The sequence below is a fragment of the Cryobacterium frigoriphilum genome, from assembly GCF_004403305.1.
GTDB classification, from domain to species: Bacteria; Actinomycetota; Actinomycetes; order Actinomycetales; family Microbacteriaceae; genus Cryobacterium; species Cryobacterium frigoriphilum.
Genome location: NZ_SOHE01000053.1, coordinates 249,187 through 275,172, shown reverse-complemented (window position 1 = coordinate 275,172; position 25,986 = coordinate 249,187). Strand labels below are relative to the sequence as shown.

General features: G+C 69.4%; 23 protein-coding genes. 19 read left to right on the top strand and 4 right to left on the bottom strand.

Annotated features, from left to right (window positions below):
• Positions 1–107: 107 nt before the first annotated feature.
• The 7 genes from E3T55_RS13065 (at position 108) to E3T55_RS13035 (ending at position 6,709) form a co-directional block, all read left to right on the top strand.
• Positions 108–833, top strand: a complete 726-nt coding sequence (locus E3T55_RS13065) for a GntR family transcriptional regulator (RefSeq protein WP_134519985.1) — start codon at positions 108–110, stop codon at positions 831–833.
• A 29-nt stretch (positions 834–862) separates the two neighbouring features.
• Positions 863–2,398, top strand: a complete 1,536-nt coding sequence (locus E3T55_RS13060) for an MmgE/PrpD family protein (protein WP_134519984.1) — start codon at positions 863–865, stop codon at positions 2,396–2,398.
• Positions 2,398–3,315, top strand: coding sequence for a methylisocitrate lyase (prpB, locus tag E3T55_RS13055; protein ID WP_134519983.1), 918 nt, complete (start codon positions 2,398–2,400; stop codon positions 3,313–3,315). Before E3T55_RS13060 ends, prpB begins: the two co-directional genes overlap by 1 nt.
• Before the next feature lie 8 nt (positions 3,316–3,323).
• Complete coding sequence (locus E3T55_RS13050) at positions 3,324–4,505, top strand: bifunctional 2-methylcitrate synthase/citrate synthase (RefSeq protein WP_134519982.1); 1,182 nt, start codon at positions 3,324–3,326, stop codon at positions 4,503–4,505.
• Between the two features lie 119 nt (positions 4,506–4,624).
• Positions 4,625–5,347, top strand: coding sequence for a Type 1 glutamine amidotransferase-like domain-containing protein (locus E3T55_RS13045; protein ID WP_134519981.1), 723 nt, complete (start codon positions 4,625–4,627; stop codon positions 5,345–5,347).
• A 103-nt stretch (positions 5,348–5,450) separates the two neighbouring features.
• Complete coding sequence (locus tag E3T55_RS13040; RefSeq protein WP_134520061.1) at positions 5,451–6,101, top strand: uracil-DNA glycosylase; 651 nt, start codon at positions 5,451–5,453, stop codon at positions 6,099–6,101.
• 29 nt (positions 6,102–6,130) lie between these two features.
• Positions 6,131–6,709 carry a GNAT family N-acetyltransferase gene (locus E3T55_RS13035; protein ID WP_174775469.1) on the top strand — a complete coding sequence of 193 codons (579 nt, stop codon included), beginning with the start codon at positions 6,131–6,133 and terminating at the stop codon, positions 6,707–6,709.
• Positions 6,710–6,730: 21 nt separating this feature from the next.
• Here E3T55_RS13035 and E3T55_RS13030 read toward each other — a convergent pair whose 3' ends face one another.
• Positions 6,731–7,570: an SDR family NAD(P)-dependent oxidoreductase gene (locus E3T55_RS13030; RefSeq protein ID WP_241993045.1), complete on the bottom strand. Its 840-nt coding sequence runs from the start codon at positions 7,568–7,570 to the stop codon at positions 6,731–6,733.
• A 45-nt stretch (positions 7,571–7,615) separates the two neighbouring features.
• On the opposite strand from E3T55_RS13030, the gene E3T55_RS13025 reads away from it, so the two are divergent.
• Positions 7,616–9,076, top strand: a complete 1,461-nt coding sequence (locus tag E3T55_RS13025) for an amidase (protein WP_134519979.1) — start codon at positions 7,616–7,618, stop codon at positions 9,074–9,076.
• A gap of 262 nt (positions 9,077–9,338) precedes the next feature.
• Here the strand turns inward: E3T55_RS13025 and E3T55_RS13020 are convergent, their stop codons facing one another.
• Positions 9,339–11,507 carry an MMPL family transporter gene (locus E3T55_RS13020; RefSeq protein WP_134519978.1) on the bottom strand — a complete coding sequence of 723 codons (2,169 nt, stop codon included), beginning with the start codon at positions 11,505–11,507 and terminating at the stop codon, positions 9,339–9,341.
• 65 nt (positions 11,508–11,572) lie between these two features.
• Between E3T55_RS13020 and E3T55_RS13015 the strand changes: the two genes are divergently transcribed.
• From E3T55_RS13015 to E3T55_RS13000, 4 genes are all read left to right on the top strand, one after another.
• Entirely contained in the window at positions 11,573–12,064 is a 492-nt protein-coding gene (locus E3T55_RS13015) for a MarR family winged helix-turn-helix transcriptional regulator (RefSeq protein ID WP_166791784.1), read from the top strand.
• A 60-nt stretch (positions 12,065–12,124) separates the two neighbouring features.
• Positions 12,125–12,610 (top strand): Fur family transcriptional regulator, encoded by a 486-nt coding sequence (locus E3T55_RS13010; RefSeq protein ID WP_198418571.1) that lies wholly within the window; start codon positions 12,125–12,127, stop codon positions 12,608–12,610.
• 69 nt (positions 12,611–12,679) lie between these two features.
• The gene (locus E3T55_RS13005) at positions 12,680–14,161 is read left to right on the top strand and encodes a catalase (protein WP_134519976.1); all 1,482 of its coding nucleotides are present in this window, start codon (positions 12,680–12,682) and stop codon (positions 14,159–14,161) included.
• A 143-nt stretch (positions 14,162–14,304) separates the two neighbouring features.
• Positions 14,305–15,306 (top strand): siderophore-interacting protein, encoded by a 1,002-nt coding sequence (locus tag E3T55_RS13000; protein WP_134519975.1) that lies wholly within the window; start codon positions 14,305–14,307, stop codon positions 15,304–15,306.
• 54 nt (positions 15,307–15,360) lie between these two features.
• Here the strand turns inward: E3T55_RS13000 and E3T55_RS12995 are convergent, their stop codons facing one another.
• Positions 15,361–15,720, bottom strand: coding sequence for a Fe-S oxidoreductase (locus E3T55_RS12995; RefSeq protein ID WP_134519974.1), 360 nt, complete (start codon positions 15,718–15,720; stop codon positions 15,361–15,363).
• A 199-nt stretch (positions 15,721–15,919) separates the two neighbouring features.
• Here E3T55_RS12995 and E3T55_RS12990 point away from each other — a divergent pair, with 199 nt between their 5' ends.
• From E3T55_RS12990 to E3T55_RS12960, 7 genes are all read left to right on the top strand, one after another.
• Entirely contained in the window at positions 15,920–17,104 is a 1,185-nt protein-coding gene (locus E3T55_RS12990) for a glycosyltransferase family protein (protein ID WP_241993044.1), read from the top strand.
• On the top strand, positions 17,094–18,422 hold the full coding sequence (locus E3T55_RS12985) for a glycosyltransferase family 4 protein (RefSeq protein WP_134519973.1): 1,329 nt from the start codon (positions 17,094–17,096) through the stop codon (positions 18,420–18,422). The genes E3T55_RS12990 and E3T55_RS12985 overlap by 11 nt, the downstream gene beginning before the upstream one ends.
• Positions 18,419–19,636 carry a glycosyltransferase family 4 protein gene (locus tag E3T55_RS12980; RefSeq protein ID WP_134519972.1) on the top strand — a complete coding sequence of 406 codons (1,218 nt, stop codon included), beginning with the start codon at positions 18,419–18,421 and terminating at the stop codon, positions 19,634–19,636. Before E3T55_RS12985 ends, E3T55_RS12980 begins: the two co-directional genes overlap by 4 nt.
• Positions 19,633–21,450, top strand: coding sequence for an ABC transporter ATP-binding protein (locus tag E3T55_RS12975; RefSeq protein WP_134519971.1), 1,818 nt, complete (start codon positions 19,633–19,635; stop codon positions 21,448–21,450). Before E3T55_RS12980 ends, E3T55_RS12975 begins: the two co-directional genes overlap by 4 nt.
• Positions 21,447–22,691 (top strand): aminoglycoside phosphotransferase family protein, encoded by a 1,245-nt coding sequence (locus E3T55_RS12970; RefSeq protein ID WP_134519970.1) that lies wholly within the window; start codon positions 21,447–21,449, stop codon positions 22,689–22,691. Before E3T55_RS12975 ends, E3T55_RS12970 begins: the two co-directional genes overlap by 4 nt.
• Entirely contained in the window at positions 22,685–23,806 is a 1,122-nt protein-coding gene (locus E3T55_RS12965) for a phosphotransferase (RefSeq protein WP_134519969.1), read from the top strand. The genes E3T55_RS12970 and E3T55_RS12965 overlap by 7 nt, the downstream gene beginning before the upstream one ends.
• Positions 23,807–23,933: 127 nt before the next feature.
• Positions 23,934–24,410, top strand: coding sequence for a hypothetical protein (locus E3T55_RS12960; RefSeq protein WP_134519968.1), 477 nt, complete (start codon positions 23,934–23,936; stop codon positions 24,408–24,410).
• On the opposite strand, the gene E3T55_RS12955 is transcribed toward E3T55_RS12960, so the two are convergent.
• Entirely contained in the window at positions 24,407–25,888 is a 1,482-nt protein-coding gene (locus E3T55_RS12955) for a dihydrolipoyl dehydrogenase family protein (protein WP_134519967.1), read from the bottom strand. The two genes, E3T55_RS12960 and E3T55_RS12955, sit on opposite strands and share 4 nt — an antisense overlap.
• Between the last annotated feature and the right edge of the window lie 98 nt (positions 25,889–25,986).

The following is a 25,986-nucleotide window of genomic DNA, read 5'->3' as shown; positions in this document are numbered from 1 at the left end:
GTTGAACCTCTCCATTGAAGCTTCTGTATACAAACAACGGTGAAAGTATTGCATACAACCGGGGTGAGGGGAATAGGATCAGTCTTGTGTATACAGAAACCGCAACGATGGGGTCAATCACACCTCTCCGAGCCAGCGAGCGAGCCTACCGCCAGCTGCGCGGCGAGATATTGGACGGCGTGCTGGCGCCGGGCACCGGCCTGCTCGAGGTCGAACAGGCCGAGCGCATCGGCGTTTCACGCACCCCGCTGCGCGAGGCGGTGGCCCGGCTGATCGCCGACGGGCTGGTCGCCGGCCGCACCGGCCGCGGCTTCGAGGTCACCGAGATCTCCGTCGACAGCATCGGCGAACTCTACGAGCTGCGCCAGGCGCTCGAGCTGCAGGCCGTGCGGCTGGCCGCCGAACGCCGCGACCCGCAGGCATTCCTGGTGCTGCGGGAACAGTTTCTGACCGCGCCGGAGCTGCTGCTGCACGGGGATTCCGGCGTGCGCCGGTACTACACGCTCATCGAGGAGTTCGAAGAGGCCATCGATGCGGCCGTCGTCAACCCGTTCCTGGTCGGTGCGCTGCGCAGCGTGCGAACGCACCTCGCCCGCATCCGTCGGCTGGCGCGCAAGAATTCGCTGCGGCTGCGTCAGGCCGCGGCCGAACACCTGCTGATCATCGACGCGATCATCGCGGGCGACCCGTCGCTCGCCGCCCATGCGGCTCACGTGCACCTGCACATGAGCCTCACGAGCGTGCTGCGTGCGATCGAAGAGGATGCCCTGGCCCGCGGCGATCGGATCGCGCCCAGTGAGACCGTCTACCCCCAAATTTCACAGTCCTCCTGACAACCGCATTGCCTACGAAGGGATCCACCGTGCAGCTCCACAACGTTCGTGTTCACCGCAGCGACGAGAATCTGGCCCGCAAGGACCAGCTGGCCTGGAAAATCGCCGAGGTCGCCGCCGACCCCATCCCCGTGTCCGACGAGGTGACCGAAATGGTCATCAACCGGCTCATCGACAACGCCTCCGTTGCCGCAGCCTCCCTCACCCGGGGGCCCGTCACCGCCGCCCGCGCGCAGGCGATGGCGCACCCGCGTTCCAACGGAGGCGAAGGATCCACCGTCTTCGGCCTCGGCTTCGGCCGTCGAGTCTCCCCGGAATGGGCGGCCTGGGCCAACGGCGTCGCCGTGCGCGAACTCGACTTTCACGACACCTTCCTCGCCGCCGAGTATTCCCACCCGGGCGACAACATTCCGCCGATCCTCGCCGTCGCCCAGCACCTCGCCACCGCACGCGGCCTGTCGGGGCGTGATCTGGTGCGCGGCATCGCCACCGGCTACGAGATCCAGATCGACCTCGTGAAGTCGATCAGCCTGCACGAGCACAAGATCGACCACGTGGCGCACCTCGGCCCGTCGGCCGCGGCCGGCATCGGAACCCTGCTCGGACTCGACGAAGAGACGATCTTTCAGGCCGTCGGTCAGGCGCTGCACACCACGACCGCGACCCGGCAATCGCGCAAGGGCGAGATCAGCAGCTGGAAGGCGCACGCCCCGGCGTTCGCCGGCAAGATGGCCGTCGAGGCCGTCGACCGCGCGATGCGCGGGCAGACCAGCCCGACCCCGATCTACGAGGGCGAAGACGGCGTCATCGCCTGGCTGCTCGACGGACCGGACGCCGCGTACGAGGTGTTCCTGCCCAAAACGGGCTCGGCCAAGCGCGCGATCCTCGACAGCTACACGAAGGAGCACTCGGCCGAGTACCAGGCGCAGGCGCTCATCGACCTCGGCCGTAAGCTGCACCGCGAGCACCCGGAACTGGTCGATCCGGCCAACATCGCCGGCATCGTGATTCACACCTCGCACCACACGCACTACGTGATCGGCTCCGGCGCGAACGACCCGCAGAAGTACGACCCCACGGCCAGCCGCGAGACCCTCGACCACTCGGTGCCCTACATCTTCACGGTCGCCCTGCAGGACGGCACCTGGGACCACGTCGATTCCTACAGCCCGGAACGCGCCGGTCGCGCCGACACCGTCGCGCTGTGGAACAAGGTCACCACGCAGGAAGACAAGGAGTGGACCCGCCGCTACCACTCGATCGACCCGGCCGAGAAGGCGTTCGGCGCGCGCGTCGAGATCGAGCTCACCGACGGCAGCCGCATCGTGGACGAGATCGCGGTCGCCGACGCGCATCCGCTCGGTGCCAAGCCGTTCGCGAGGGCCGAGTACATCAACAAGTTCCGTACCCTCGCCGAAGACGTGCTCGACCAGAGCGAAATCGAGCGGTTCCTCGACGTGGCACAGAACCTCGCCACCCTGAAGCCCGGCGACCTCGGTCGACTCACGATCATCGCCCGCCCTGGGCTGCTGACCTCACTCGCCACCCCGAACGGAATCTTCTAATGCTGTATGCCAGCGCCTCCCCCTACGACAAGCGCGCCGCGTTCCGCGCCGAGCTCGCGACCGGGCGGCTGCTGCGCTTTCCGGGAGCGTTCAACCCGCTCTCGGCCAAGCTCATCCAGAACAAGGGCTTCGAGGGCGTCTACGTCTCGGGCGCGGTGCTCTCGGCCGACCTCGGGCTGCCCGACATCGGCCTGACCACCCTCACCGAGGTGGCCGGCCGCAGCGCCCAAATCGCACGGATGACCGAGCTCCCCACGATCGTGGATGCCGACACCGGCTTCGGCGAGCCGATGAACGTTGCTCGCACCGTGCAGACCCTCGAAGATGCCGGCCTGGCGGGCCTGCACATCGAGGATCAGGTCAACCCGAAACGCTGTGGGCACCTCGACGGCAAGCAGGTCGTCGACGAGAACACGGCGCTCAAACGCATTCGGGCAGCTGTCGATGCCCGTCGGGACCCGAACTTTCTGATCATGGCGCGCACCGACATCCGTGCCGTCGATGGCCTCGATGCCGCGGTCGATCGGGCCAAGAAGCTCGCCGACGCCGGAGCCGACGCCATCTTCCCCGAGGCGATGGCGAGCCTGGCCGAATTTGAGGCGATTCGCGCCGCCGTCGACGTGCCGCTGCTGGCCAACATGACCGAGTTCGGCAAGAGCGAGCTGTTCACGGTGAACCAGCTCGCCGACGTGGGCATGAACATCGTCATCTTCCCGGTCTCGCTGTTGCGTCTGGCGATGGGCGCGGCCGAACGCGGCCTCGACACGATCATCAACGAGGGGTCACTGACGTCGATTTTGCCCGAGATGCAGCACCGGGCCGACCTGTACGAGCTGCTGGACTACAAGGCCTACAGCGAATTCGACTCCGATATCTTCAACTTCACGATCGACCCGCACGTTGCCGTGCAGGCCTAGGAGAACACATGACGAACACACTCATTCCCGACCCGCTCGCCGACCTGCCCGTGGCACCCGCTGCATCCGCTGCCCCCACGATCTTCAAGGGTCTCGCCGGCGTGATCGTCGACACCACCGCCGTCTCGAAGGTCAATCCCGAGACGAACTCGCTGCTCTACCGGGGCTACCCGGTGCAGGAACTCGCCGCGAAGTGCACCTTTGAAGAGGTCGCCTACCTGCTGTGGAACGGCGAGCTGCCCTCGGAAGCCGAGTTGGCCGCGTTCGAGCAGCAGGAACGCTCCCTGCGCCACCTCGATGCCGCCGTGCGCCGCGTCATCGACGAGCTGCCGCACACCGCGCATCCGATGGATGTCGTACGTACGGCCGTGAGCGTCATCGGCGCCCGTGACCCCGAAGCGGCCGACGACTCACCCGTTGCCGACCGGGCCAAGGCCATGCGGCTGATGGCCCAGTTGCCCGCGATCGTCGCCTACGACCAGCGCCGCCGCACCGGGCAGGGCCTCATCGAACCGCGCGACGACCTCGGTTACTCGGCGAACTTTCTCTACATGACGTTCGGCGAAGTGCCGGAACTCGTCGTCGTCAACGCCTTCGACGTGTCGATGATCCTGTACGCGGAGCACTCCTTCAACGCGTCCACGTTCACCGCCCGGGTCATCACCTCGACCCTGTCCGACCTGTACTCGGCCGTCACCGGTGCGATCGGCGCGCTCAAGGGTGCCCTGCACGGCGGGGCCAACGAGGCCGTCATGCACACCTTCACCGAGATCGGGCTGCACGACGGAGCCGCGGACCGGGCCGCTCCCTGGCTCGAGCAGGCCCTGCTCGAGAAGCGCAAGATCATGGGCTTCGGCCACCGCGTCTACAAGAGCGGCGACTCCCGGGTGCCCACCATGCGCGCGGCGCTCGTGACGCTCGTGGATCACTACGACCGGCCCGACATGCTCGACCTCTATAACGCCCTCGAAACGGCGATGACCGAGCGGAAGGCGATTCTGCCCAACCTCGATTACCCCTCGGGGCCGGCGTACCACCTGATGGGCTTCGACACCCTCACGTTCACGCCGATCTTCGTGGCCGCCCGGGTGACCGGCTGGACCGCGCACATCATCGAGCAGCGCGCCGCGAACGCGCTGATTCGCCCGCTGTCGGTCTACAACGGCCCCGAGGAACGCCACCTGCCGTAACCGTCGATCCGGCGGGGCGGCCACCGTGGCGTTTAGCATGGTGGCATGGCCTTTCTTGAAAACCCTGCAGTAACAACGACCCCCGTTCCCCGGACTCACGCAGGGACGGGGGTCGTCGCATGAGCATTCACCTGGTCGGCGGCGGCTCCGATACCGAACAGTACGCGAGTGTCTATGGGCCGTTCCTCGGCGAAGCAGCGGCGCGCGCCGCGGCATCCGGTCGCGACGAACCCCGCATCGCCGTGATCACCGTCGGCGACGGCGCCGGTGTCACCGCGCACGGCGACGAGCTGGCGACAGCGCTCGCGGCCGCCGGCCCGGTCGACGTGCTCGCCACCGCGCTGGCCCGCGGCGATCTCGCATCCCTGCTGGCCGTAGCGGATGTCGACGGCATCCTGGTCGGCGGCGGCGTTACCCCCGACTACCTCACCGCCCTGCTGCCGATCGCCGGCGAGATCCGCCGGCAGGTGTCGGCCGGCATCCCGTACCTGGGATTCTCGGCCGGCGCGATGATCGCCGCCGAGCGCGCGCTGGTTGGCGGCTGGCAGATCGGCGGCGTCGAGGTCAGCCCCGCAGACGGCTCCGAGGGCCTCGACGAGGTCACCGTGCTGCCCGGCATCGGCCTGCTCGATGTGACCGTCGAGGTGCACGCCGCCCAGCGCGGCAACCTGTCCCGTCTGATCGCGGCGACCGAGGCCGGGCTCATCGAGGGGGGACTGGCGATCGACGAGAACTCGGCGCTCGTGATCGGCGAGGGCGCGCTCGCCGTGGTCGGTTCCGGCAGCGTCTGGCGGGTCAGCCAGGCCGAGGGCGGCGTGCTCGTGAGTACCTTTGGCGCCTGATTCGACGACTGATTCGACACCCGGTTCGCGACCTGATCTGACTCCGGTCACCGGGCGCGAACGGGCCGACTGGACCCTCGCCGGACTGGTGCGGGCGGGCGTCATGGACCCCGGCTGGGCCGTCGCTCTGGCTCCCGCCGAACCGGGGCTGGCCGCAATCGGGTCATTTCTGGGCGCCGAAGCGGCCGCTGCGCGGGTGGTGCTGCCGGCGCCGCAGAACATCTTTCGGGCCTTTCAGGAGCCGTTTTCGGCCGTGCGGGTGCTCATCGTCGGGCAGGACCCGTATCCCACGCCGGGGCACGCGATCGGCCTGTCCTTTGCGGTGGATGCCGCGGTGCGGCCGCTTCCGCGCAGCCTCGGAAACATCTACACCGAGCTGCGCGACGACCTGGGCGTGGCGACCCCGGCCCACGGCGACCTGAGCGCGTGGACCCGGCAGGGGGTCATGCTGCTCAACCGGGTGCTCACGGTGCCGGCCGGCGACGCCGGCGGGCACCGCAATCACGGCTGGGAGGCGGTGACCGCCGAGGCGGTGCGCGCGCTCGCGGCCCGTTCTGCGCCGCTCGTCGCCGTGCTCTGGGGCAAGCAGGCCGAGACCCTGCGGCCGTTGCTCGGTGACACACCCGTCATCGTCTCGGCTCACCCCAGCCCGCTGTCGGCGCGGCGCGGGTTCTTCGGATCGCGCCCCTTCAGCCGGGTCAACGCGCTGCTCGCGGCGCAGGGTGCGGCATCCGTCGACTGGACACTCGGCTAATCTTGAAGGGAATGGAAAGGGAGTGCCCGGTGCTTGAGGAAGAATACGAGCCCCGTCGTCGGTTGCCTCGTCACCTGCGACCCGAAGTCGTACCGGAGAATCCCTTCGACTACGTACTGCGCGGTGTACAGGCCACGGATCTGCCGTACATCCGCGAGATCTACAACTACTACGTGGCCAACAGCACCGTGACCTTCGACGAAGACGCGATGACGCTCACCGAGTGGCGCGACAAGTTCTACTACCTGTCCCGGCTCGGCATGCCGTTCATCGTCGCCGAGTCGCCCTCCGGGCAGATTCTCGGCTACGCCCTCGTGAGCCCCTGGAAGCAGAAGAAGGCCTACCGCTTCACGGTCGAGAACTCCATCTATCTCGGGGCGGCCTCCACCGGCAAGGGGCTCGGCCGGGTGCTGATGCAGGAACTCATCGACCGCTCGAAGGCGGCGGGCCTGAAAGAGATCATTGCCGTGATCGCCGATCAGGGGGCGGATGCCTCGATCAAGCTGCACCAGGACTTCGGCTTCGAAGAGATCGGGCGCATGGGCAAGGTCGGCTTCAAATTCGAGCGCTGGCTCGGAACCGTGCTGCTGCAGAAGAGCCTGAAGTAGCGCTCGCTGGCTGGCGGCCGCTCAGGACCGGCGACGGCGACCGAGCACGGCCAGCACGGCTCGACGGGGCGCGAAGGCCGAGACGCGGGTGAGCATCCGGTTGCGAGCGCCGTTCACGATGAGCGGCGGGGTCGCCGCGCGGTCGAGGGCGGCAAAGGTGCTGCCCACGACCTCGTCGACCGACAGGCTGCGGCGCGGGCGTTCACCGGCCGGGGTCGTGCGCTGGGCGACGCCGGCGAACTCGGTCGCAACCAGTCCGGGGCAGACCGCCGTCACCTTGAGGCCGGTGCCACGGGTCTCGTACCAGAGCGACTCGGTGAAGCTCAGCACGTAGGCCTTGCTGGCGGCATAGACCGACATGCGCGGCACCGCCTGGAACGCCGCGGTGCTCGCCAAGTTCATCAGCGCGGCCCCGGTCGGTGCCCGCCGGGCTGTCGCGACGAGGTCCGGCAGCAACTCACGCGTCAGCAGCGTGAGCGCCTGCACGTTGAGGGCGATCTGCTCGGCCTCGCGGGCGGCATCCGAGTCGACAAAATTACCGACGGTCGCGAAACCGGCGCTGTTGACGAGGGTTCCGACGCGGATATCCCGAGTGGTGAGGTCGGTGACGAGTTCGGCGACGGCGCCCGGGGCGGCGAGGTCGAGGGGGATGACCGTGGAGACGGTGCCGAACTTCTCGGCGAGGTCGACCGCGAGGGCCTCGAGGCGTGCCTGACGCCGGGCGACGAGTACGAGATCGGCGCCGCGTCGGGCGAGTTCCCGGGCGAATCCCTCGCCGAGTCCGCTCGATGCGCCCGTGACGAGGGCGACGGTGCCCATGGGATCGAACACCGCCGAGCGGTGAAATGCTGCGCGTGCCATGGCACTACTTTAGCCGTGGCCGGGCCGCGTCACTAGGCTCGAACCATGTCCCAACCCCACGAATTGACCGCGCTCGAGCAGTGGCAGGCGCTGCAGCAGGGCGAACTCAGCCCCGTCGAGCTCACCGAGCACTACCTGTCCCGCATCGAGGCGATCAACCCCGCGGTCGGCGCCTTCGTGACCGTGACGGCCGACGCGGCGCGCGCGCGTGCGGCTCATGTTGAACAGCGGGTGCCCCGTTCCGCGCCGATCTGGGGCCTGCCGTTCGGCGACAAAGACCTGCAGGAACGCGCCGGGGTGCCGGCCAGGGCCGGCTCGCGGCTCATGGCCGACTATGTGCCCACCCGCTCCGACGACCTGGTCCAGGCGCTCGATACGGCCGGCGGCGTGAGCCTGGGAACGACCACAACACCCGAATTCGGGCTGTCGTCCTACTCCGAAAACCTGGCCGGGCCGGCGTCCCGCAACCCGTGGAACCGCACCCTCGGCACCGGCGGGTCGAGCGGGGGAGCGGCCGCCGCGGTCGCCTCTCGGCTGCTGCCGTTCGCGCCCGGCTCCGACGGCGGCGGTTCGGTGCGCATTCCCGCCGCGGCGTGTGGACTCGTGGGCATCAAGCCGTCACGGGGAAGGGTGCCCGCGGCATCCGGTGTCGACAAGCTGGCCGGGCTACCGGTCGCCGGCACCCTCGCGCGCACGGTAGCGGATGCCGCCCTGCTGCTCGACGCGATGATCGCGCCCCGAGACGGTCACCCCGACCACCACTTCGCCCTGCGCGCGCCCGGCGACGAGGTACCGCTGCTCGCCGCGGCGGTGCGCGGCGAGGGTCGCTTTCAGCTCGGTGTGATGACCACGACCGCCTGGGACGACGACTACAAGATCGACATTGCCCCGGAGGCACGGGCCGCCCTCGACGTGGCCGTGAACGCGTTCGCGGCGATGCACCATGGCCTCGAAGAGACCGCACTCGAACCCGACGCGAGCTACGCGCCGGCCTTCCGCACGGTGTGGCAGGCGGGAGCGGCGAGCATCCCGGCCGAGACCGACGAGCAGCTCGCGCTGCTCGAGCCCCTGACCCGGTACCTGCTGCAGCGCGGGCGGGAGCTCTCGGCGCGGGACCTCGGCGAGGCCCTCACCGCCCTCAGCGCTTACGAGCGCTCCTTCATTCGGCAGCTGTCCCGCTTCGACGCGGTGCTCACGCCGACCCTCGCGCTCACCCCGCGGCCGCTCGGCTGGTACGACCAGAGCGACCTCGAGCGCAACTTCGAGCAGCAGGTGCAGTACACGCCGTTCACCTCGATGGTGAATGTCGCCGGGCTGCCGGCGATCACCCTGCCCGTGTACCAGACTGCTGCGGGCCAGACGGATGCCGGCCTGCCGATGGGCGTGCAGCTCATCGGGCGTCCGGGCGGGGAAGCGACCCTGTTCGCCCTCGGTGCCCAACTCGAACGGCGCATCCGCTGGCAGGATCGGGTCGCGCCAGAGCCGCTGCACTCGCCCCGCGCCTGAGCCTGGCATCGTTGGCTTCTCGCTCGGCAGCGGCGTGCTCAAGGGGCGCTTTTTGGCTTCTCGCTGACGAGATGCCAACATCCGCCCCTTGGGGGAGCTGCAGGCTCGGCGAGACGCCAAAAATGGCCCCTTGAATCGAATTCAAGGGGCCATTGTTGGCGTCTCGCTTCGGCGGAGGCCTGCTGATGGGGCATTTTTTGGCTTCTCGCTGACGAGATGCCAACAATGGCCCCTTGGCCTCCGGCTGAGACAGCGCCGGACGTCAGGGGCGGTGCGCGGGAACCGGGGCGGGGTCAGCCACAGGAGTGGCGGCATCCGTCGGTGAGTCCGGGGGAGTCACCTTCACCGTGCGCGACGGCCACCAGAAGCGGTCGCCGGTCAGGAACACGAGCGCGGGCACCAGCACCGTGCGCACGACGAGGGTATCGAGCAGCACGCCGATGCAGACGATGACCCCGATCTGGGTGAGGGCCACGACGGGCAGCACGCCGAGCACCGCGAAGACCGCGGCGATGAGAATACCGGCGCTCGTGATCACCGCGCCGGTCGACGAGAGCGCGCGCACCATTCCCTCCTTCGTGCCGTAGCGCAGATGTTCCTCGCGCGCTCGGGTGGTCAGGAAGATGTTGTAGTCCACGCCGAGGGCGACCAGGAACAGGAACGCGAACAAGACGACGTTGGTGTCGAAGGCCGGGAACCCCAGCAGGTTCTGAAAGATCAGGTTCGAGGCGCCGAGGCTCGCGAAGAAGGTGCCGAGCACCGTGATGATGAGCAGCACCGGCGCCACGAGGGAGCGCAGCAGCACCGCCAGGATGGCGAAGACGATGGCCAGGATGAGCGGGATGATCAGGCCCTGGTCGACCTCGGAGGCCGTGCGGGTGTCGAGGGCCGTCGCATCCGTGCCGCCGACGAGGCTCTGCGAGACGGGTCCGGAGGCGTCGGCGTAGTTCGCGCGCAGTGTCTCGATGGTCTCGAAGGTCGTGTCGCTGCCCGGCTCGCTGTCGAGTGAGAGGTTGAGGCGGGTGAGGCCGTCCGCCGTCTCGCTCGGCTGCACGCTGGAGACACCGGGGGTGCCCGAGGCGAGATCCGCGGCGTCGCTCGCCGTCGCATCCGGGGTCAGGACGACCGTCTGGCTGGTGAGACCCGCAGAGAACGAGCTGTCGACGATGGCCTGCGCCTGCACGGACTCCGGGTTGCCGAGCAGTTGGTCGGCCTGGGAGAGGCCGACCGCTGAGCCGATCAGGCCGAGGCTGAGGCCACCAATGAAGAGCGTCGAGATGACGGTGACCGTGACCGGGCGGCGGGCGACGCCGCGCCCAAGCCTCGTCCAGAAGCCGGAGCCGCCGCCGGCCTGATCGGCGGACGCGCGGTCTGCGGCCGCGCGCACCCGGGGGATGAAGGGCCAGAACAGGCCGCGCCCGCAGACGACGAGAGCCGCCGGCAGCACGACGAGAGCGAACAGGATGGCGATGAGCACACCGATCGCGCAGGCGAAACCGAGGGCACGGTTGCTGCCGAGCGAGGCGAACAACAGGGTGAAGAGGCTGAGCGCAACGGTGCCGCCGCTCGCCGCGATCGCCGGGCCGGCGCTTCTCACCGCGGTCAGCATGGCGGCATTGCGGCTCTCGCTCCGCAGTAACTCTTCGCGGTAGCGGGCCACGAGCAGCAGGGCGTAGTTGGTGCCGGCGCCGAAGACGAGCACCGAGAGGATGCCCGAGATGGACGCGTCGAGGGTGAAGCCGAACGGACCGGCGAGGGCGCCGACCACGACTCCGGCCAGGCCATCGGCCACGCCGACCACGGTGAGGGGAACGAGCCAGAGCACGGGGCTGCGGTAGGTCACGATGAGCAGCACAGCGACGACGATCACGGTGACGAGCAGCAGTCGAAAGTCGGCGCCGGCGAAGGCGTTGGTGATGTCGGCCTGAAACCCGACGGCCCCCGTGACGTAGGAGGTGAGCCCGGCCGGAAGGTTGGCGGACGCCGCAGAGCGGATGTCGGCGGCCGTCTGCACGATGTCGTCGTTGGCCTCAGCTGCGTTCAGCGGAACGACGCTCAGCGCGGCGGTGCCGTCGCTGCTGAGCTGCGGGGTTGTCGCGCCGGGGGCGATGGATGCCGCGCCGAGCGCGGTTGCATTGGCGGAGATTGCCTCGAGGTCGGCCTCGGTCAGGGCGGTAGCCGCGGAGGCGGCGGCGTCGGCGTCGTCACGGCTCCACACGACGATCGCTGAGGTGGCGTCGGCGGAGGGGAATTGCTCCAGCAGGGCGTCGACCTGGGCCGCCTGACTGGATGTCGGCAGTCCGGCGGTCGGAAATTCGTCGGCTTCGCCCGAGGGCAGCAGGGTGAAGAGCAGGCCGACCGCGATGGCGGTCGCCGCGAGGACGAGCCACGAAGTTCCCCGCCCGGTAATGAAACGCACGATGCCGATCACGAATTATCCTCCAATGTGGTGTATTGCTTAGTTACTTAGCAACTCCAAGGATTAGCATGATCTGTATGGATGAAATACGCAAGTCCGATTCCGGGCCACCGGAGTTTTCGCCGAAGTCGGGCGTGATCAGTGAGCGCCTGCACGACATCGTGATGCTGTCCCGCGACTTCGAACGCCACGTCGGGCAGGCCCTCATGGTCAATTCGACCGACCTGGCGGCGATGGAACACCTGATGACGGCGGGCCCACTCACGCCGAGTGAGCTCTCCCGGCGCCTGGATATCTCAACGGCCGCGACGACGCTCGTCGTCGACCGGCTCGTCGCCCTCAAGCACGTACAGCGCCATCCGCACGCCCATGACCGCCGCAAGGTCGTCGTTGTTCCTGAGCCCGGATCGGTCGAGAAGGCCTTCACCGAACTCATGCCCGTCATCGGCGGGGTCGCCGCCCTCGAGGCGGCGATGCCCGAGGCCGATCGCGCGGTGATCGAGGCCTTTCTGGGTCGCGTGGTCGCGATCTACACCACGGCGCTCGAGCCGACGCGGAGTGGCATCTAGTCCACGCTCCCCTGACCACGGTTATTTTGATTTCATCAAAACAACTGCTAGCCTGACGTCATGACTCACACAGGAATGCTGAATGCCGGGGCGACCGATTCGCTTGCCGACAGCATCCGTGGCGCGGGCCTGAAGGTGACGGCGCCCCGACTGGCCGTCATGCGCGCCCTGGCCGAGGCCCCGCACGCGAGCGCCGACCGCATCTTCGGCGCCGTGCGCATCGAGCTGCCGAGCACCTCGCTGCAGGCCGTCTACGGCGTACTGGCCGCCTTCGTGACCTCCGGACTCGTGCGCAAGCTCGAACCGGCCGGCTCGAGCGCACTCTTCGAACGGCGGGTCGGTGACAACCACCATCACCTCGTCTGCACCCGCTGCAGTGCCGTTCACGATGTGGACTGCGCCATCGGCTCCGCACCCTGCCTCGTTCCCTCCGACAATGCCGGCTTCACCGTGCACGCCGCCGAGGTTACCTACTGGGGTCTCTGCCCCGACTGCCAGACCGCCCTCGCCGCCGAAGCAGCCGCCGAGCGGATGCTGCCCGCCTGACCGCGGCCCCTCCCACTTTTCCGTCTTATCACCACGCGCACCACGCTGAACCGAGCACAAAGGAGCACCATGCCTATCGAATCCACGCCGGCAGTCACCACCACGCAGACGGGAACGCCCGTCGCGAGCGACGAGCACTCCCTCACAGTCGGCACCGACGGCGTCACCGCGCTGCACGACCGCTACCTCGTCGAGAAGCTCGCCCAGTTCAACCGTGAGCGCATCCCGGAGCGCATCGTGCACGCCAAGGGCGGCGGAGCGCACGGCCAGTTCGTCGTCACCGGCGACGTCTCCAAGTACACCCGCGCCGCGGTCTTCCAGCCCGGCGCCATCACCGACACGCTGCAGCGCTTCTCCAGCGTCGCCGGCGAGCAGGGCAGCCCCGACACCTGGCGCGACGTTCGCGGCTTCTCGGTGAAGTTCTACACGACCGAGGGCAACTACGACATCGTCGGCAACAACACCCCGGTGTTCTTCATCCGCGACGGCATCAAGTTCCCCGACTTCATTCACTCCCAGAAGCGCCTTCCGGGCTCCGGCCTGCGCGACGCGACGATGCAGTGGGACTTCTGGACCCTGTCGCCGGAGTCCGCGCACCAGGTCACCTACCTCATGGGCGACCGCGGCCTGCCCGTCTCCTGGCGCACCATGCCCGGCTTCGGCTCGCACACCTTCCAGTGGATCAACGCCGAGGGCGAGCGCTTCTGGGTCAAGTACCACTTCGAGTCCAACCAGGGCAACGTCGAAATGGACGGCACCGAGGCCGAGCTCATTGCCGGCGGCGACGCCGACCACTACCGTCGCGACCTCTACGAGGCCATCGACAAGGGCGACTTCCCGTCGTGGAACGTCTCCGTGCAGGTCATGAGCTACGAAGAGGGCAAGACCTACCGCTTCAACCCCTTCGACGTGACCAAGGTCTGGCCGCACGCGGACTTCCCGCTGATCCCGGTTGGCGTTCACACCCTGAACCGCAACCCCGCCAACTTCTTCGCCGAGATCGAGCAGGCCGCGTTCTCCCCGTCGAACCTGGTTCCCGGCATCGCCGCGAGCCCCGACAAGATGCTCATGGCGCGCATCTTCTCGTACCCCGACGCGCAGCGCTACCGCGTGGGCACCAACTTCACCCAGCTGCCGGTCAACGCACCGCAGTCGCCGGTCAACAACTACTCGGCGGATGGCGCGGCGCGCTACCACTTCAGCGACGCCACGACCCCGAACTACGCGCCGAACTCGCTCGGCGGCCCCGTGGCCGACGCCGCGGTTGCCGGCGAGGGTTCGTGGGAGAACGACGGCAGCCTGCTGCAGTCCGCATCCGCGCTGCGCAGCGAAGACAGTGACTTCGGCCAGGCCGGCACGCTCTATCGCGAGGTCTACGACGACGCCGCCAAGGCTCGTTTTCTCGACACCATCACCGGTGCCATCAGCGGCGTGACCCGCCCCGAGGTCACCGAGCGGGCCATCTGGTATTGGACGAGCGTTGACGCCGACCTCGGCGCCAAGCTGCGCGTCAACCTGGCCCTGTTCGCTGCGGCCGACGCGGTCGTCTAGGCCTGATCGGCCGGGGCTGATTCTCTGGCCCCGCAGTTCGTTTCGCACCGGCCGCCGGTCGCCTCTCTCGCGAGGGGCGACCGGCGGTTTGTGTATCGAGACAATGCTGGCGTTAATTAGGTTAGGCATGCCATACTTAGGTCATGCTTACTTCGACGATCGCGCCCCCCGCTCGCAACAGCCCGGCCCCCGCAGTCGTCGCTCAGGCAACCGTCGGTACCGAACCGGCCCCGCGCCCAAGTTTTCGCCCCTATGACGTCTCGGTGGCGGCCGTGCAGCGGCTGTCGCACAACTTCACCCGGGTGACCTTCACCGGCGCCCAGCTGCACGAGTTCGGCACCGCCGGACTCGACCAGCGCATCAAGATCGTGCTGCCGTTGCCCCAGGTGGGCGTGGCCCACTTTCCCCGCGTCACGGCCTGGTACGAGGCCTGGCGCAACCTGCCCGACGGGCTGCGCAACCCCATTCGCACCTACACGGTGCGGGCCGTGCGCCCGGAACGCCGGGAGGTCGACATCGACTTCGTGATGCACGGCGATGGCGGGCCGGCCTCGAGCTGGGTGGCCACGGCATCCGTCGGCGACTGCCTGACTATCGTCGGCCCCGACGAGCGTGGCGAGAACCCGCGCGCCGGCATCGAATGGCGGCCGGGGGCGGCCCGCGCTCTGCTCATCGCCGGCGACGAGACCGCCGCCCCCGCGATCTGCTCCATTCTGGCCGCCCTGCCCCGCGACGCGGTCGGCTGCGCCTTCATCGAGGTTCCGAACGCCGAAGACGCCCAGCCGACGGATGCTCCCGCCGGCGTTTGCGTGACCTGGCTGGCCCGCAGCACGGCCGGCCACGGCGTCGCCCTCGACCTCGCGGTTCGGGGGTGGACCGATCGTTTTCTCACCGAGCACCACGCCGCAGCGCTGGCCGAACGGGCCGAACTGGCCGAACTCGACCTCGACCGGGAGATGCTGTGGGACGTTCCCGCACCGGTCGCCGTCGATGATGCCGGTCTGAGCGGACACCTCTACGCCTGGCTGGCCGGTGAGGCCAGCGTGATCAAGGGACTGCGGCGCTTTCTGGTGACCGAAACCGGAATCGACCGCCGCCAGGTTGCCTTCATGGGCTACTGGCGCGACGGCCGCGCCGAGTGCTGAACCGCGCCTGACCCGCGCCGTGACGGGGGCCTGAACCGGGCCTGACCGGCAGCGTCAGTGCAGGTAACCACCCTGGGCGAGTCCGGCCTCAATCTCGAAGCGGTTGCTGAGCGGGTTGCGCCCGGCCAGCAGATAGAGCAGCGGAAAGACCATGCCGTAGCGCTGCCACTGCCGTTTGTGCACGGCTTCATGCTCGAGTACCGCGGCACTCACGTTGCGATTGGTCAGGTAACAGCCGCCGACACAGCTGCCGCCGCGGCCAAAGGTCCACGTCGGCATGCCGCGAAACACGAGCAGGCCGTTGCGGCGCTGCACCCGGCCCGTGCTCCAGATCGATCCCCAGACCACGCCGACGAGGGTCGCGTAGAGGTAACCGGCCCGGCTGATCGGGGAATCGAAGAGGATGCGTCGCATGCTTCTAGGCTAGGGCCGCCACCGCGGCAACGCCACGTCAGGCCACGCTCGCCTCGCCCGCCCCGACCCGGGCGCAGATGAGAAACGCCTCATGAGCGTCTCACAGGCGTCTCATGGGCCGCCTCGAGAGTTGTCATTACGCCCCGCACGGGGCGCACGGCAGACATTCCGTGATAACTCGATGAGAAAGCGCCCGATCGTGACTCGAATTGCCCTCTACTCCCACGATTCCATTGGCCTCGGCCACGTACGGCGCAATCTCGCTCTCGCGCACGCCCTCAGCGCCAGCCTGCCCGCACTGACGGGTGAAGCGGTCAGCGGCCTGTTGATCACCGGCGCGTCGGATGCCACGACCTTTCCGCTGCCCGATGGCTGGGACTGGTTGGTCGTGCCCGCTCTGACCAGGGGGGAGCAGGGCTACGAATCCAGGCATCTGCACCTGGCGATGCCGGCACTGACCACGATGCGCGGCAACATCGTGCGCGTTGCCCTGCGGGACTTCGCTCCCGACCTGGTCATCGTCGATCGGCATGCGCTCGGCGTGCAGCGCGAGCTGGAGGGTGCGCTGGCCGCACTCCGGGCGACGCGGCCGCAGTGTGCCATCGTGCTCGGCCTGCGCGAGGTGCTGGACCGCCGCTCGGTGGCGCTGTCCGAGTGGAAGGCGCTCGGGGGGCCGCGCGCGGTGCGGGAACTCTTCGACGCCATCTGGGTCTACGGTGACCCCCTGATTCACAACGCCCTCGCGACCGGCGAGATTCCCGCGGCACTCGCCGACCTCGTGGTGCACACCGGCTACCTGGCCAACGGTCGCCCGCCCGGACGCAGCAGCCACGGTGCCGAGCCCTTCGTGCTGACAATGCTCGGCGGAGGGTCAGACGGGCGCGAGCTCGCAACGGCCGCGGTGCACGCCGCGGTCCCCGCCGGATATCAGCACACGATCGTCACGGGACCCCAGATGCCCCGGGCTCACCGATCCGAGATTCGAGCCCTCGCCGGCCCTGCCACGACGGTGGTGCGCTCGGTACCGGATGCCCTCGCACTGGCCCGGCAGGCATCCGCCGTCGTGTGCATGGGCGGTTACAACACGGTGAACGAGGTGATGAGCACCACGGTTCCCGCCCTGATCGTGCCGCGCGTGCACCGCAGGCAGGAGCAGGCGATCCGGGCCCGAGCCCTGGCCGCCCACGGGCTGATCGACTCCGCCCTGCCGAGTTCGGTCACCCCGGAGCTGCTCGGCGACTGGTTCCAGGCGAATGTGGGGCGCACGGTGCACCGCACCGGCGTCGACCTCGACGGGCTGCGCCGGGTGGGGCAGCTCGCCGCCGACCTGCTGCGCGCCAGCGCGGCCGCCTCCGTGCAGAGCGAGGTGCGTCATGCTGTCTGAATCGATGCCGAGCGGGCCCGAGCTGACGACACCGACCGGGCTGACCGGTTACGTGCTCAAGATGTATCCCCGGTTCTCCGAGACCTTCATCGTGTCCGAGATTCTCGCCCGGGAGGCCGAGGGGGAGCGCTTCGCGATCTTCTCCCTGCGCCCTCCCGTCGACCCCCGCTTTCATCCCGAACTGGCCCGCGTCGCCGCGCCCGTGCTGTACATCGATCGGCCGGCAAAGCCGTCGGCGCTGTGGTCGGCGCTCCGCGACGCGGTCGAGCAGCAGCCTGCCCTCGCGGACGGACTGACCCGAGCCCTGCCGGAGCTGCTCGCCGCTGACGTTGACGATGCCGTGCAGTCGGTGATCCTCGCCCGCGCCGCACTCGATGCCGGCGTGACGCACCTGCACGCGCACTTCGCCTCGATGGCGACGACGGTCGCCCGGCTTTCCTCGCTGCTGACCGGCATCCCGTATTCATTCACGGCCCACGCCAAGGACCTCTTTCATGAGGGAGTCGACCCGGCGGACATCGCCCTTAAACTCACCGATGCGCACCACACCATCACGGTGAGCGACTTCAATTTCGACTATCTGACGCGGCTGCACCCCGGCGCGGTTCAGCGTCTGCACCGTGTCTACAACGGCCTCGAGCTCGATCGCTTTCCGTTCCGCTCCGCGGCTGTGGTTTCTGCCGCGGCAGGCGTCGCCGGCGGCACCCCGCCGCTGCGCATCGTCGCGGTGGGACGCCTGGTCGAGAAGAAGGGTTTCGCCCTGCTCATCGAGGCCGCAGCCCGGCTGCGTGACAGCGGGATCGCCCTCACCGTGTCCCTCGTCGGTGACGGCGAGCTGCGCGCCGATCTGACTGCCCGGATCACCCGCCTGAACCTGCAGGCCGAGGTGCGGTTGCTCGGCTCCCTGCCGCAAAACGAGGTTCGCGCCGTGCTCGCCGCCGCGGACGTTTTTGTGGCCCCCTGTGTGGTTGGCGCCGACGGCAATGCCGACGGCCTGCCGACCGTGATTCTCGAGGCGATGGCGCTCGGCGTGCCCTGCGTCGCGTCCGATGTCACCGGAATCCCCGAGGTCGTGCGCGACGGTGACACCGGAGTGCTGTGCCGCAGCGGCAGCGTCGACGACCTGGTGCGGGCGCTGCTGGCCCTGACCGAGCCGCAGTTCGATGTCGCGGGCATGACCCGTCGTGCCCGGCACCTGGTGGAAGAGCAATTTGACTCGGTGCGTCAGGCTCGAAGCCTGCGTGCCCTCGGCAGCCGTGCCGAAACCGCCGCCGCATCCGTAACGTCCCGCGCCGTGGCCGGGATGGTGGCCTCATGAGAATCGCCTACATCTGCGCCGACCCCGGCATCCCGGTCTTCGGAACGAAGGGCGCCTCGGTTCACATCCAGGAGATCGTGCGTGCGTTCCGGCGTCGCGGCGACGATGTCACGGTCTACTGCTCCCGGCGTGGCGAGGTCGTGCCCGCCGATCTTGCCGACCTGAGCGTCGTCGAGATCGCCGTGCGTGCGCCCGACGCTGCGGGCCGGGAGATCGCGATCGCCTCGACCGCCCAATTGCTCGCCGCCGCCGTGATCGCCGACGGCTGCGACCTCGCCTACGAGCGCTACTCGCTGTTCAGCGCCGCGGCCGGCCTCGTGAAGGCGCGCCTCGCAGTGCCCGTCGTGCTCGAGGTCAATGCGCCGCTCATCGAAGAACAGCGCACCCACCGCGTGCTGGCCGACGAGATCGGTGCCGTGACGGCCACCCGGCAGATCATCGCTGCAGCGGATGTCGTCGCCTGCGTCTCGCAGGCCGTCGCGACCTGGGTCACCGACCTGAGCGGTGGCACGGCGATCACTCGAACCGTCGTCGTGCCCAACGGTGTGAACACCAGCAGAATCACTCCGGCCGTGCCCGCGCGCCCCGGCACGCCCTCGCGCGTGTTCACCGTGGGGTTCGTGGGAACCCTCAAGCCCTGGCATGGAGTCGACGTGCTGCTGCGCGCTGCTGCCGCCGCCGCTACGGCCAGTCGCGCCCGGCACGGGGAACCGCAGCGGTGGCGACTGGTCATTGCCGGGGCCGGGCCCGAGCACGACGCCTTGCGTGCGCTCGCCGCAGACCTGCTGACCGGGTCCGACACCCTCGACATCGAGTTCACGGGTGCCGTCGCTCCCGAGCGGATCCCGCACCTGCTGCGCGGCTTCGACGTCGCCGTGGCGCCGTATCCCCTGGCCGAAACAGCGGACCAGTACTTCTCGCCGCTCAAGGTCTACGAATACCTGGCCGCCGGCCTTCCCGTCGTCGCCTCGGCGATCGGTCAGATTCCCGCCATCATCGATCACGACAGCACCGGGCTGCTGGTCGCCCCCGGCGACGAGCGTGCGCTCAGCGAGGCACTGCTCGAGCTGCAGGCCGACCCCGATCGGCGCCGCCGACTCGGCGAGGCCGGCCGAACCAGTGCGGTGACCCACCACGATTGGACGGCCGTGCTGGCCCGCGCGCTCGCGCCGCTGGTCGGGCCCGTCGCACCGCTCGAGAAAGTGATCCTGTGAAAGCCGCATCGAAACCCGCCAGGACGGCCAGCGCGCTGCGCCGCACCCTGCACACCGTGCGGCCCCACCTCGGTCGCCATCGGGTGCTCATCGCGGGCGGCCTGGCCGCTCTGCTCGCCGAGGTCGTGCTGCGCGTTCTCGAGCCCTGGCCGGTGAAGTTCGTCGTTGACGCGGTCACCGCGAGCCTTGGCGCCACGCGGGGAGCGGCATCCGGAACCCCCGAAGCGACGGTCGAACTCCTCGTCGCCTGCGGCCTGATCCTGGTCGGGCTGGTCGCCCTGCGCGCCGTCACGAGCTATCTGTCCACCATCGCCTTCGCGCTCGTCGGCTCCCGCGTCGCCACCGACCTGCGGGCGCGCGTGTTCGACCACGTGCAGGCACTCTCACTGCGATACCACTCGGTCTCCTCGGCCGGCGATACCGTGCAACGACTCGTCGGCGACATTGGCCGGCTGCAGGACGTCGCCGTCACCGCGGGCCTGCCGCTGGTCGGCAACGTCATCACGCTCGTCGTGCTGACCGGGGTGATGACCTGGCTGGATCCGCTGCTCACGGCCGTGGTGGTGCTCGCCGCGCTCACCTACCTGCTGGTGTCGCGGCCGAGCGCCAAGGCGATCACCATCGCGTCGCGCAAGACCCGCAAGGGTGAGGGGGCGCTGGCTACCACCGCGTCAGAGTCCCTCGGCGCCATGCGCGTCGTGCAGGCCTACGGGCTGGAACGCGTGCTGTCCGGCGCGTTCATCGCCGGAAACCAGACCGCCCTGACCGAGGGTGTGGAGGCGCGGCGGCTCGCGGCCGGCCTCGAACGCCGCACCGATGTCATCGTCGGCTTCGCCACCGCGATCGTGCTCGCCGGCGGGGGCTGGCGGGTGCTCGACGGCCAGATGACCACCGGTGACCTGGTGATCTTTCTGATGTACCTCAAGATCGCCATGAAGCCCCTGCGCGACCTCGCCAAATACACCGGCCGCATCGCCCGCGCCGCCGCGTCCGGTGAGCGCGTCGCCGATCTGCTCGACGAGCAGGTCGACGTTCTCGATCGAAACGGCGCCCCGCCGCTCGCCGCCGTCGAGGGGCGGATCACCCTGAATGCCGTCTCGCTGGCCGACGATCACGGCCGTCCGCTGTTCGAAGGCCTCGACCTGACCATCGCGGCCGGGCAGAATGTGTGCCTGCTGGGGCCGTCTGGCGCGGGCAAATCGACCCTCGCCGGCCTGATCGTGCGCATGGTCGACCCCCATGGCGGTCAGGTGCGCATCGATGGTGTGGATGTGCGCGACGTCACCATGGCGAGCGTGCGCTCGCAGGTTTCCGTGCTGCTGCAGGAGTCGGTGTTGTTCGCCACCTCGGTGCGCGAGAACATTCGCTACGGTCGGCTCGATGCCACCGAGGCTGAGGTAGAGGATGCTGCCCGCGGCGCCAACGCGCACGACTTCATCGCGGCCCTGCCGGGCGGGTATGACACCGTGCTCGGCACGCGCGGCAACACCCTCTCGGGTGGCCAGCGGCAACGGATAGCGATAGCCCGCGCCATGCTGAGGGATGCCCCGATCATCATTCTCGACGAGGCAACCACCGGCCTCGACCCGGCCGGGCGGGCGCTCGTCGAGCAGTCACTCGAACTGCTCACCGCCAACCGCACCACGATCACCATCACCCACGACTCCCACTCGGTGCTGCGGGCCGACCGGGTGTTGTGGCTCGAGGACGGTCGCATCGTCGAAGACGGACCACCGTCGCAGCTGATGCGGCAGCCCGACAGTCGGCTGGCAGGCTGGATGCTGCGTCAGAGCGCAACGGAGGAGCTCTCATGAGCGAGACAGAACTCGCCGACCTCGCGGCTCGTGACCCCGCGGTGACCGCGCTGACGACGGTACTCGACCCGGCCCGCCGCCTCGAGGCGCTCGGGTACGAATCCCGGGTGACCCGCATCCGCTACAAGCCCGGATCCAGTATCGTCGCCGCGTTGACGACCGAGTCGGCGACGGGCGCTACCCACACGCGGTGGATCGCCGCCTACAGCGACCCCGCCAAGGTCGCGAAGACGCTCTCCAGGGCGGGGCGGGCCGGCTTCGACGCCCATATGGTGCGGGGCCTGACCGGCGTGGTAACGGGGGAGACCGCCGCCGACCGCCTGCTCTGCACCCCGCTCGCCCGCATTCGCGAGTGTGCACCAGAGCTGTTCGCTCAGGCGAGCGTGTTGCGACACAACCCCCACCGACGAGTGGTCTTGCGCAGCGTGCTGGCGGGTGAAGCGGTCGTTCTGAAGGTGCAGGCGACGAGCCGTTCCCGGCCGGGCGTCGACCCCGACTCGGTGGGGCGCCGTCGGGCCTACGATAGCCTCGAACTCGCCGGCATACCGGTGCTGCGCCCCATGGCGCTGGGCGGTCTGAACGGTCTGGGCGGTCTGGGCGGTCTGGGCGGTCTGGGCGGGGTGGAAACCCTGCCCTGGTGGGGCGACGGCGACCTCGCAACGATCCCCCTGCTTGATGCCGCCGGCCGCGCGGGGCGCGATCTGGCACGGCTGCACGAGGTGAATCTCGGCGCCGCCCGGCTGCCGAGCGCCACCGACGGCGCCGAGGACAGCGCCGAGGATGGCGCCGAGGACAGGGCCGCAGTCCGATCGATCGGGTCGATCCTGCCCGCAGCGCGGGATCGGGCCGCGGCGGTCGTCGCCCGGCTGCGACACGCTGCGACTCAGCGAAAACGGCGCCTCACCATCGTGCACGGCGATTTTTCACCCGACCAGGTGCTCGTGGGCGGCGGCGAAATTCGACTGATCGACTTCGACCGGTCGACGCTCGACAGCCCCGAGCGCGACCTGGGCTGCTTTCTGGCCAGCGCCGAGCTGCTGGGCCGACCCGAGCTCGGCCACGCCCTGCTCGACGGCTACGCCGCAGCCGGCGGAACCGCAGACGAACGTGAGCTGCACCGCTTCACCGCGACGGCCTTTCTGCAGCGTTCGGTCGATCCCTTTCGCACGCTGTCCCCGCACTGGGCCCGGCAGACGTGGCAGGCCCTGGAATGCGCCGAAAGCGAGGCTGCCCAGTGCTGAGCCCGGCCGCCGGGGCTGCTGCCGAGAGCGGCGCCGGCCCGATGATTCCCGAGCAGGTCACCGATCGGCAGGGGCTCACCTGGACCCTCACGCGCGCCTGGCCGAGTGCCGACGGCAGTGTGACCTTCGAGGCGGCATCGCCGCAGTCGCCCCACGTGCGTGGCGGTCGACTGACCGACGCCGACGGCGTGACTCTCGCGCCGGTCGGCTCAGATGCCCGACTGCCGGAACTGGCCGGCTATGCGGCCACCGGAACCGTCGTGGTGCACCGCCCAGGTCGCCGGGCCGTGGTGCGCACGAACGACGGGTCCCGATTCATCAAGGTGGTCAGGCCCGGCCGGGCCGAGAGCGTTCTGGATGCCGCGGGCCGGGCCGACGAGTTCGCCCGGGCATTCCGTGTTCCGGCCGTGCTGGCCGACACCGGGGGATCGGTGCACTTTGCGGCGCTGCGGGGTCGCACGGTGCACGACCTGGGCGCCGACCGGTCGCTCGCGCCCCCCGCGTGGGCCGGGCTGTGGGCCGAGTGGGCCACCGCCTGGACGGCCGTGATCGGCGCTGCGCCCGCTGCTGCATCCGTGAACGCATCCGCTGCCCGGAACAACCCGAGCCGTTTTCACTCGGCCGAGGCAGAGGTCGACGTCGTGCAGACCTGGACCGGTCATGCCCAACGGCTGCTGGGGCCGGGGGCCGCGGCCACGCAGCTCACGGAGACCGCCGAGCGGGTCAGCGCCCTGCTGACCGACACCGCGGCAGACCCCCTCGTGAGCACCCACCGCGACCTGCACGACAAACAGTTGCTCTGGCATCCGCGCGACGGGCTCAGCCTGCTCGACCTCGACACGGCCACCCGCGGTGAGGCGGCGCTCGACCTCGGAAACATGGCGGCACACGTGCTTCTGCGTCAGCGTCAGGGGCTGTGGAGCGCGGCGACAGCCGGCACCGCCGAGGCCGCCGTGCGGCACACGGCCGCGCGCCTCGGCGTGAACCCGGAACGCCTGCACGCCTATGAAATGGCCGCACGATTTCGCATCACCTGCGTCTATGCCTACCGTCCGCGCTGGGCGGCGCTGGCCGGCCGGCTGCAGAGCGAGCTGCGGCATCAACTCTGCCGCTGAGGCGCCCGCCTGCCAGATGAGGACTCTCTCATCGGGGGCTGGTCCTGCTCTCACGGTGGGCCGCGAGTCTGGAGACAACAACGAGTTCGGGTGGCCCGAGTGGCACACCCCAAACGGAGGAATAACGATGAAGCGACGCACCCTGACGACATCCCTGTCGGTTGTGGCGAGTGTGGCGGCGATTGCATTCGGCGCGGTCACCGTGGCCAGCGCCTTTGCGGAGGCGGGTGCCCCTGCCGAGGTGTCGCGCACCGTCGACGACGGCACCGGCACCGGCACCGGCACGAGCGTCGAAACCGGTGAAGCAGACGCCACGATCAATCCGGTCGCGACGACCGATCCGGCTGCACCGGCTGTGCCCGTCGAGTCGGCGGTCCCGTCCACCGGCGTCACCCCCGTCGCCCCGTCCGCACCCGTCGACACCGGAGGCGGAAGCAGCAGCGGCAGCAGCAGCAGCGGCAGCGGAAGCGGCGGAAGCGGAAGCGGCGGAAGCGATGGTGGCAGCGACGACAGTGGCAGTGACGACAGCGGCGACAGCGATGACAGCGATGACAGCGACGACAGCGACGGCAGCGATGACGACGGCGGCGGTGACGACGATTAGGCCTGTGGCACGCTGTCGGGCCTGCCGTACTCCTCCAGCAGGCGCAGCCACACCTCGCTGAGCGTCGGAAAGCTCGGTACCGCATGCCACAGCCGCGCGATCGGCACCTCGGCGACGACCGCAATCGTCGCCGAGTGCAGCAGCTCAGCGACGTCCTGGCCGACAAACGTCACGCCGATCAGCACTTCGCGGTCGAGATCGACGATCGCTCTAGCTCGACCCACGTAGTCGTCGGCGAGTGCCGTGGCGCCGCCGAGCCAGCTGAGGTCGTAGTCAAGGATTCGCACCCGAAATCCGGACCTGACGGCGTCGGCCGCGGTCAGACCGACGGAGGCGACCTCCGGATCGGTGAACGTCACCTGCGGAACGGCACTGTGATCGGCGGTGGCGACGTGAGTGCCCCACGGCCGGTCGTCGACGGCGCTGCCCGTGGCGCGGGCAATGATCACATCACCCACGGCGCGGGCCTGGTACTTGCCCTGATGGGTGAGCAGGGCCCGGTGATTGACGTCGCCGGCCGCGTACAGCCATCCGCTCGCGAGCGCCGCGACGGATGCGGGGGACTCACCGACCACACGCAGGGTGTCGTCGACCGTGAGCCAGTCGCCGTCGACGAGCCCGACGGTGGACAGCCCCAGGTTCTGCGTGTTCGGCACCCGACCGGTAGCCACGAGCACCTCATTCGCCGTCACGATTGCGCCGCTGGCCAGCGTGAGCTCAACGTCGCCGGAGTCGGTGCGTCGAGCCGCGGCAGGGGAGTCGGCGAGCAGCAGGGTCGCCCCTCCGGCGCGCAGCGCGGCCGCGACGAGATCACCGGCGAAGGGCTCCTGACCGCCGAGCAGCCCGCTGCGGGCGATGAGGGTGACCTGCGAGCCGAGGGCCGTGTAAGCGGTAGCCATTTCGGCCGCAACGACACCGCCGCCGATGATCGCGAGGCTCGTCGGTATCTGTGTCGCCGAGGTGGCTTCGTGGCTGGTCCACGGGGTGACGTCGGCGAGCCCCGGAACGTCGGGCAGCAGGGCGGCCGATCCGGTGCTGACGACCACGGCGTGCGTCGCGGTCAGTACCCGTACGGAGCCGTCCGCGGCGGTCACGGTGACCTGTCGCTCGGCGGTCAGCCGGCCGCGCCCGCGCACGAGGTCGATGCCGGCGGAACCCAGCCACTCGACCTGGCCGGCGTCGGAGTAGTCGTGCACGATCGTGTCGCGGCGGCGCAGCGTCGCGCGCGGGTCGAGGGCTCCGGTGACGGCCTCGGCCGCCCCCGGTACCCGACGGGCGGCGGCGAGGGCGGCACCGCTGCGCAGTAACGCCTTCGACGGCATGCACGCCCAGTAGGAGCATTCGCCGCCGACGAGGGCGCTCTCCACGATCACGGTGCGCAGGCCACCCTGAGCTGTTCGGTCGGCCACGTTTTCACCGACCGCCCCCGCCCCGAGCACGATGACGTCGTAGGTGTCGGCTGTTGTGGGGGTCGCCATTGAGTCTCCAAACGGGTCGCGGCCTGCGGGCGCAGAACGAAGGGTTCGAGTAGCCTATCCCGCGCATCCGAACCCGGCCAGAGCATCCGGGCAGCGCC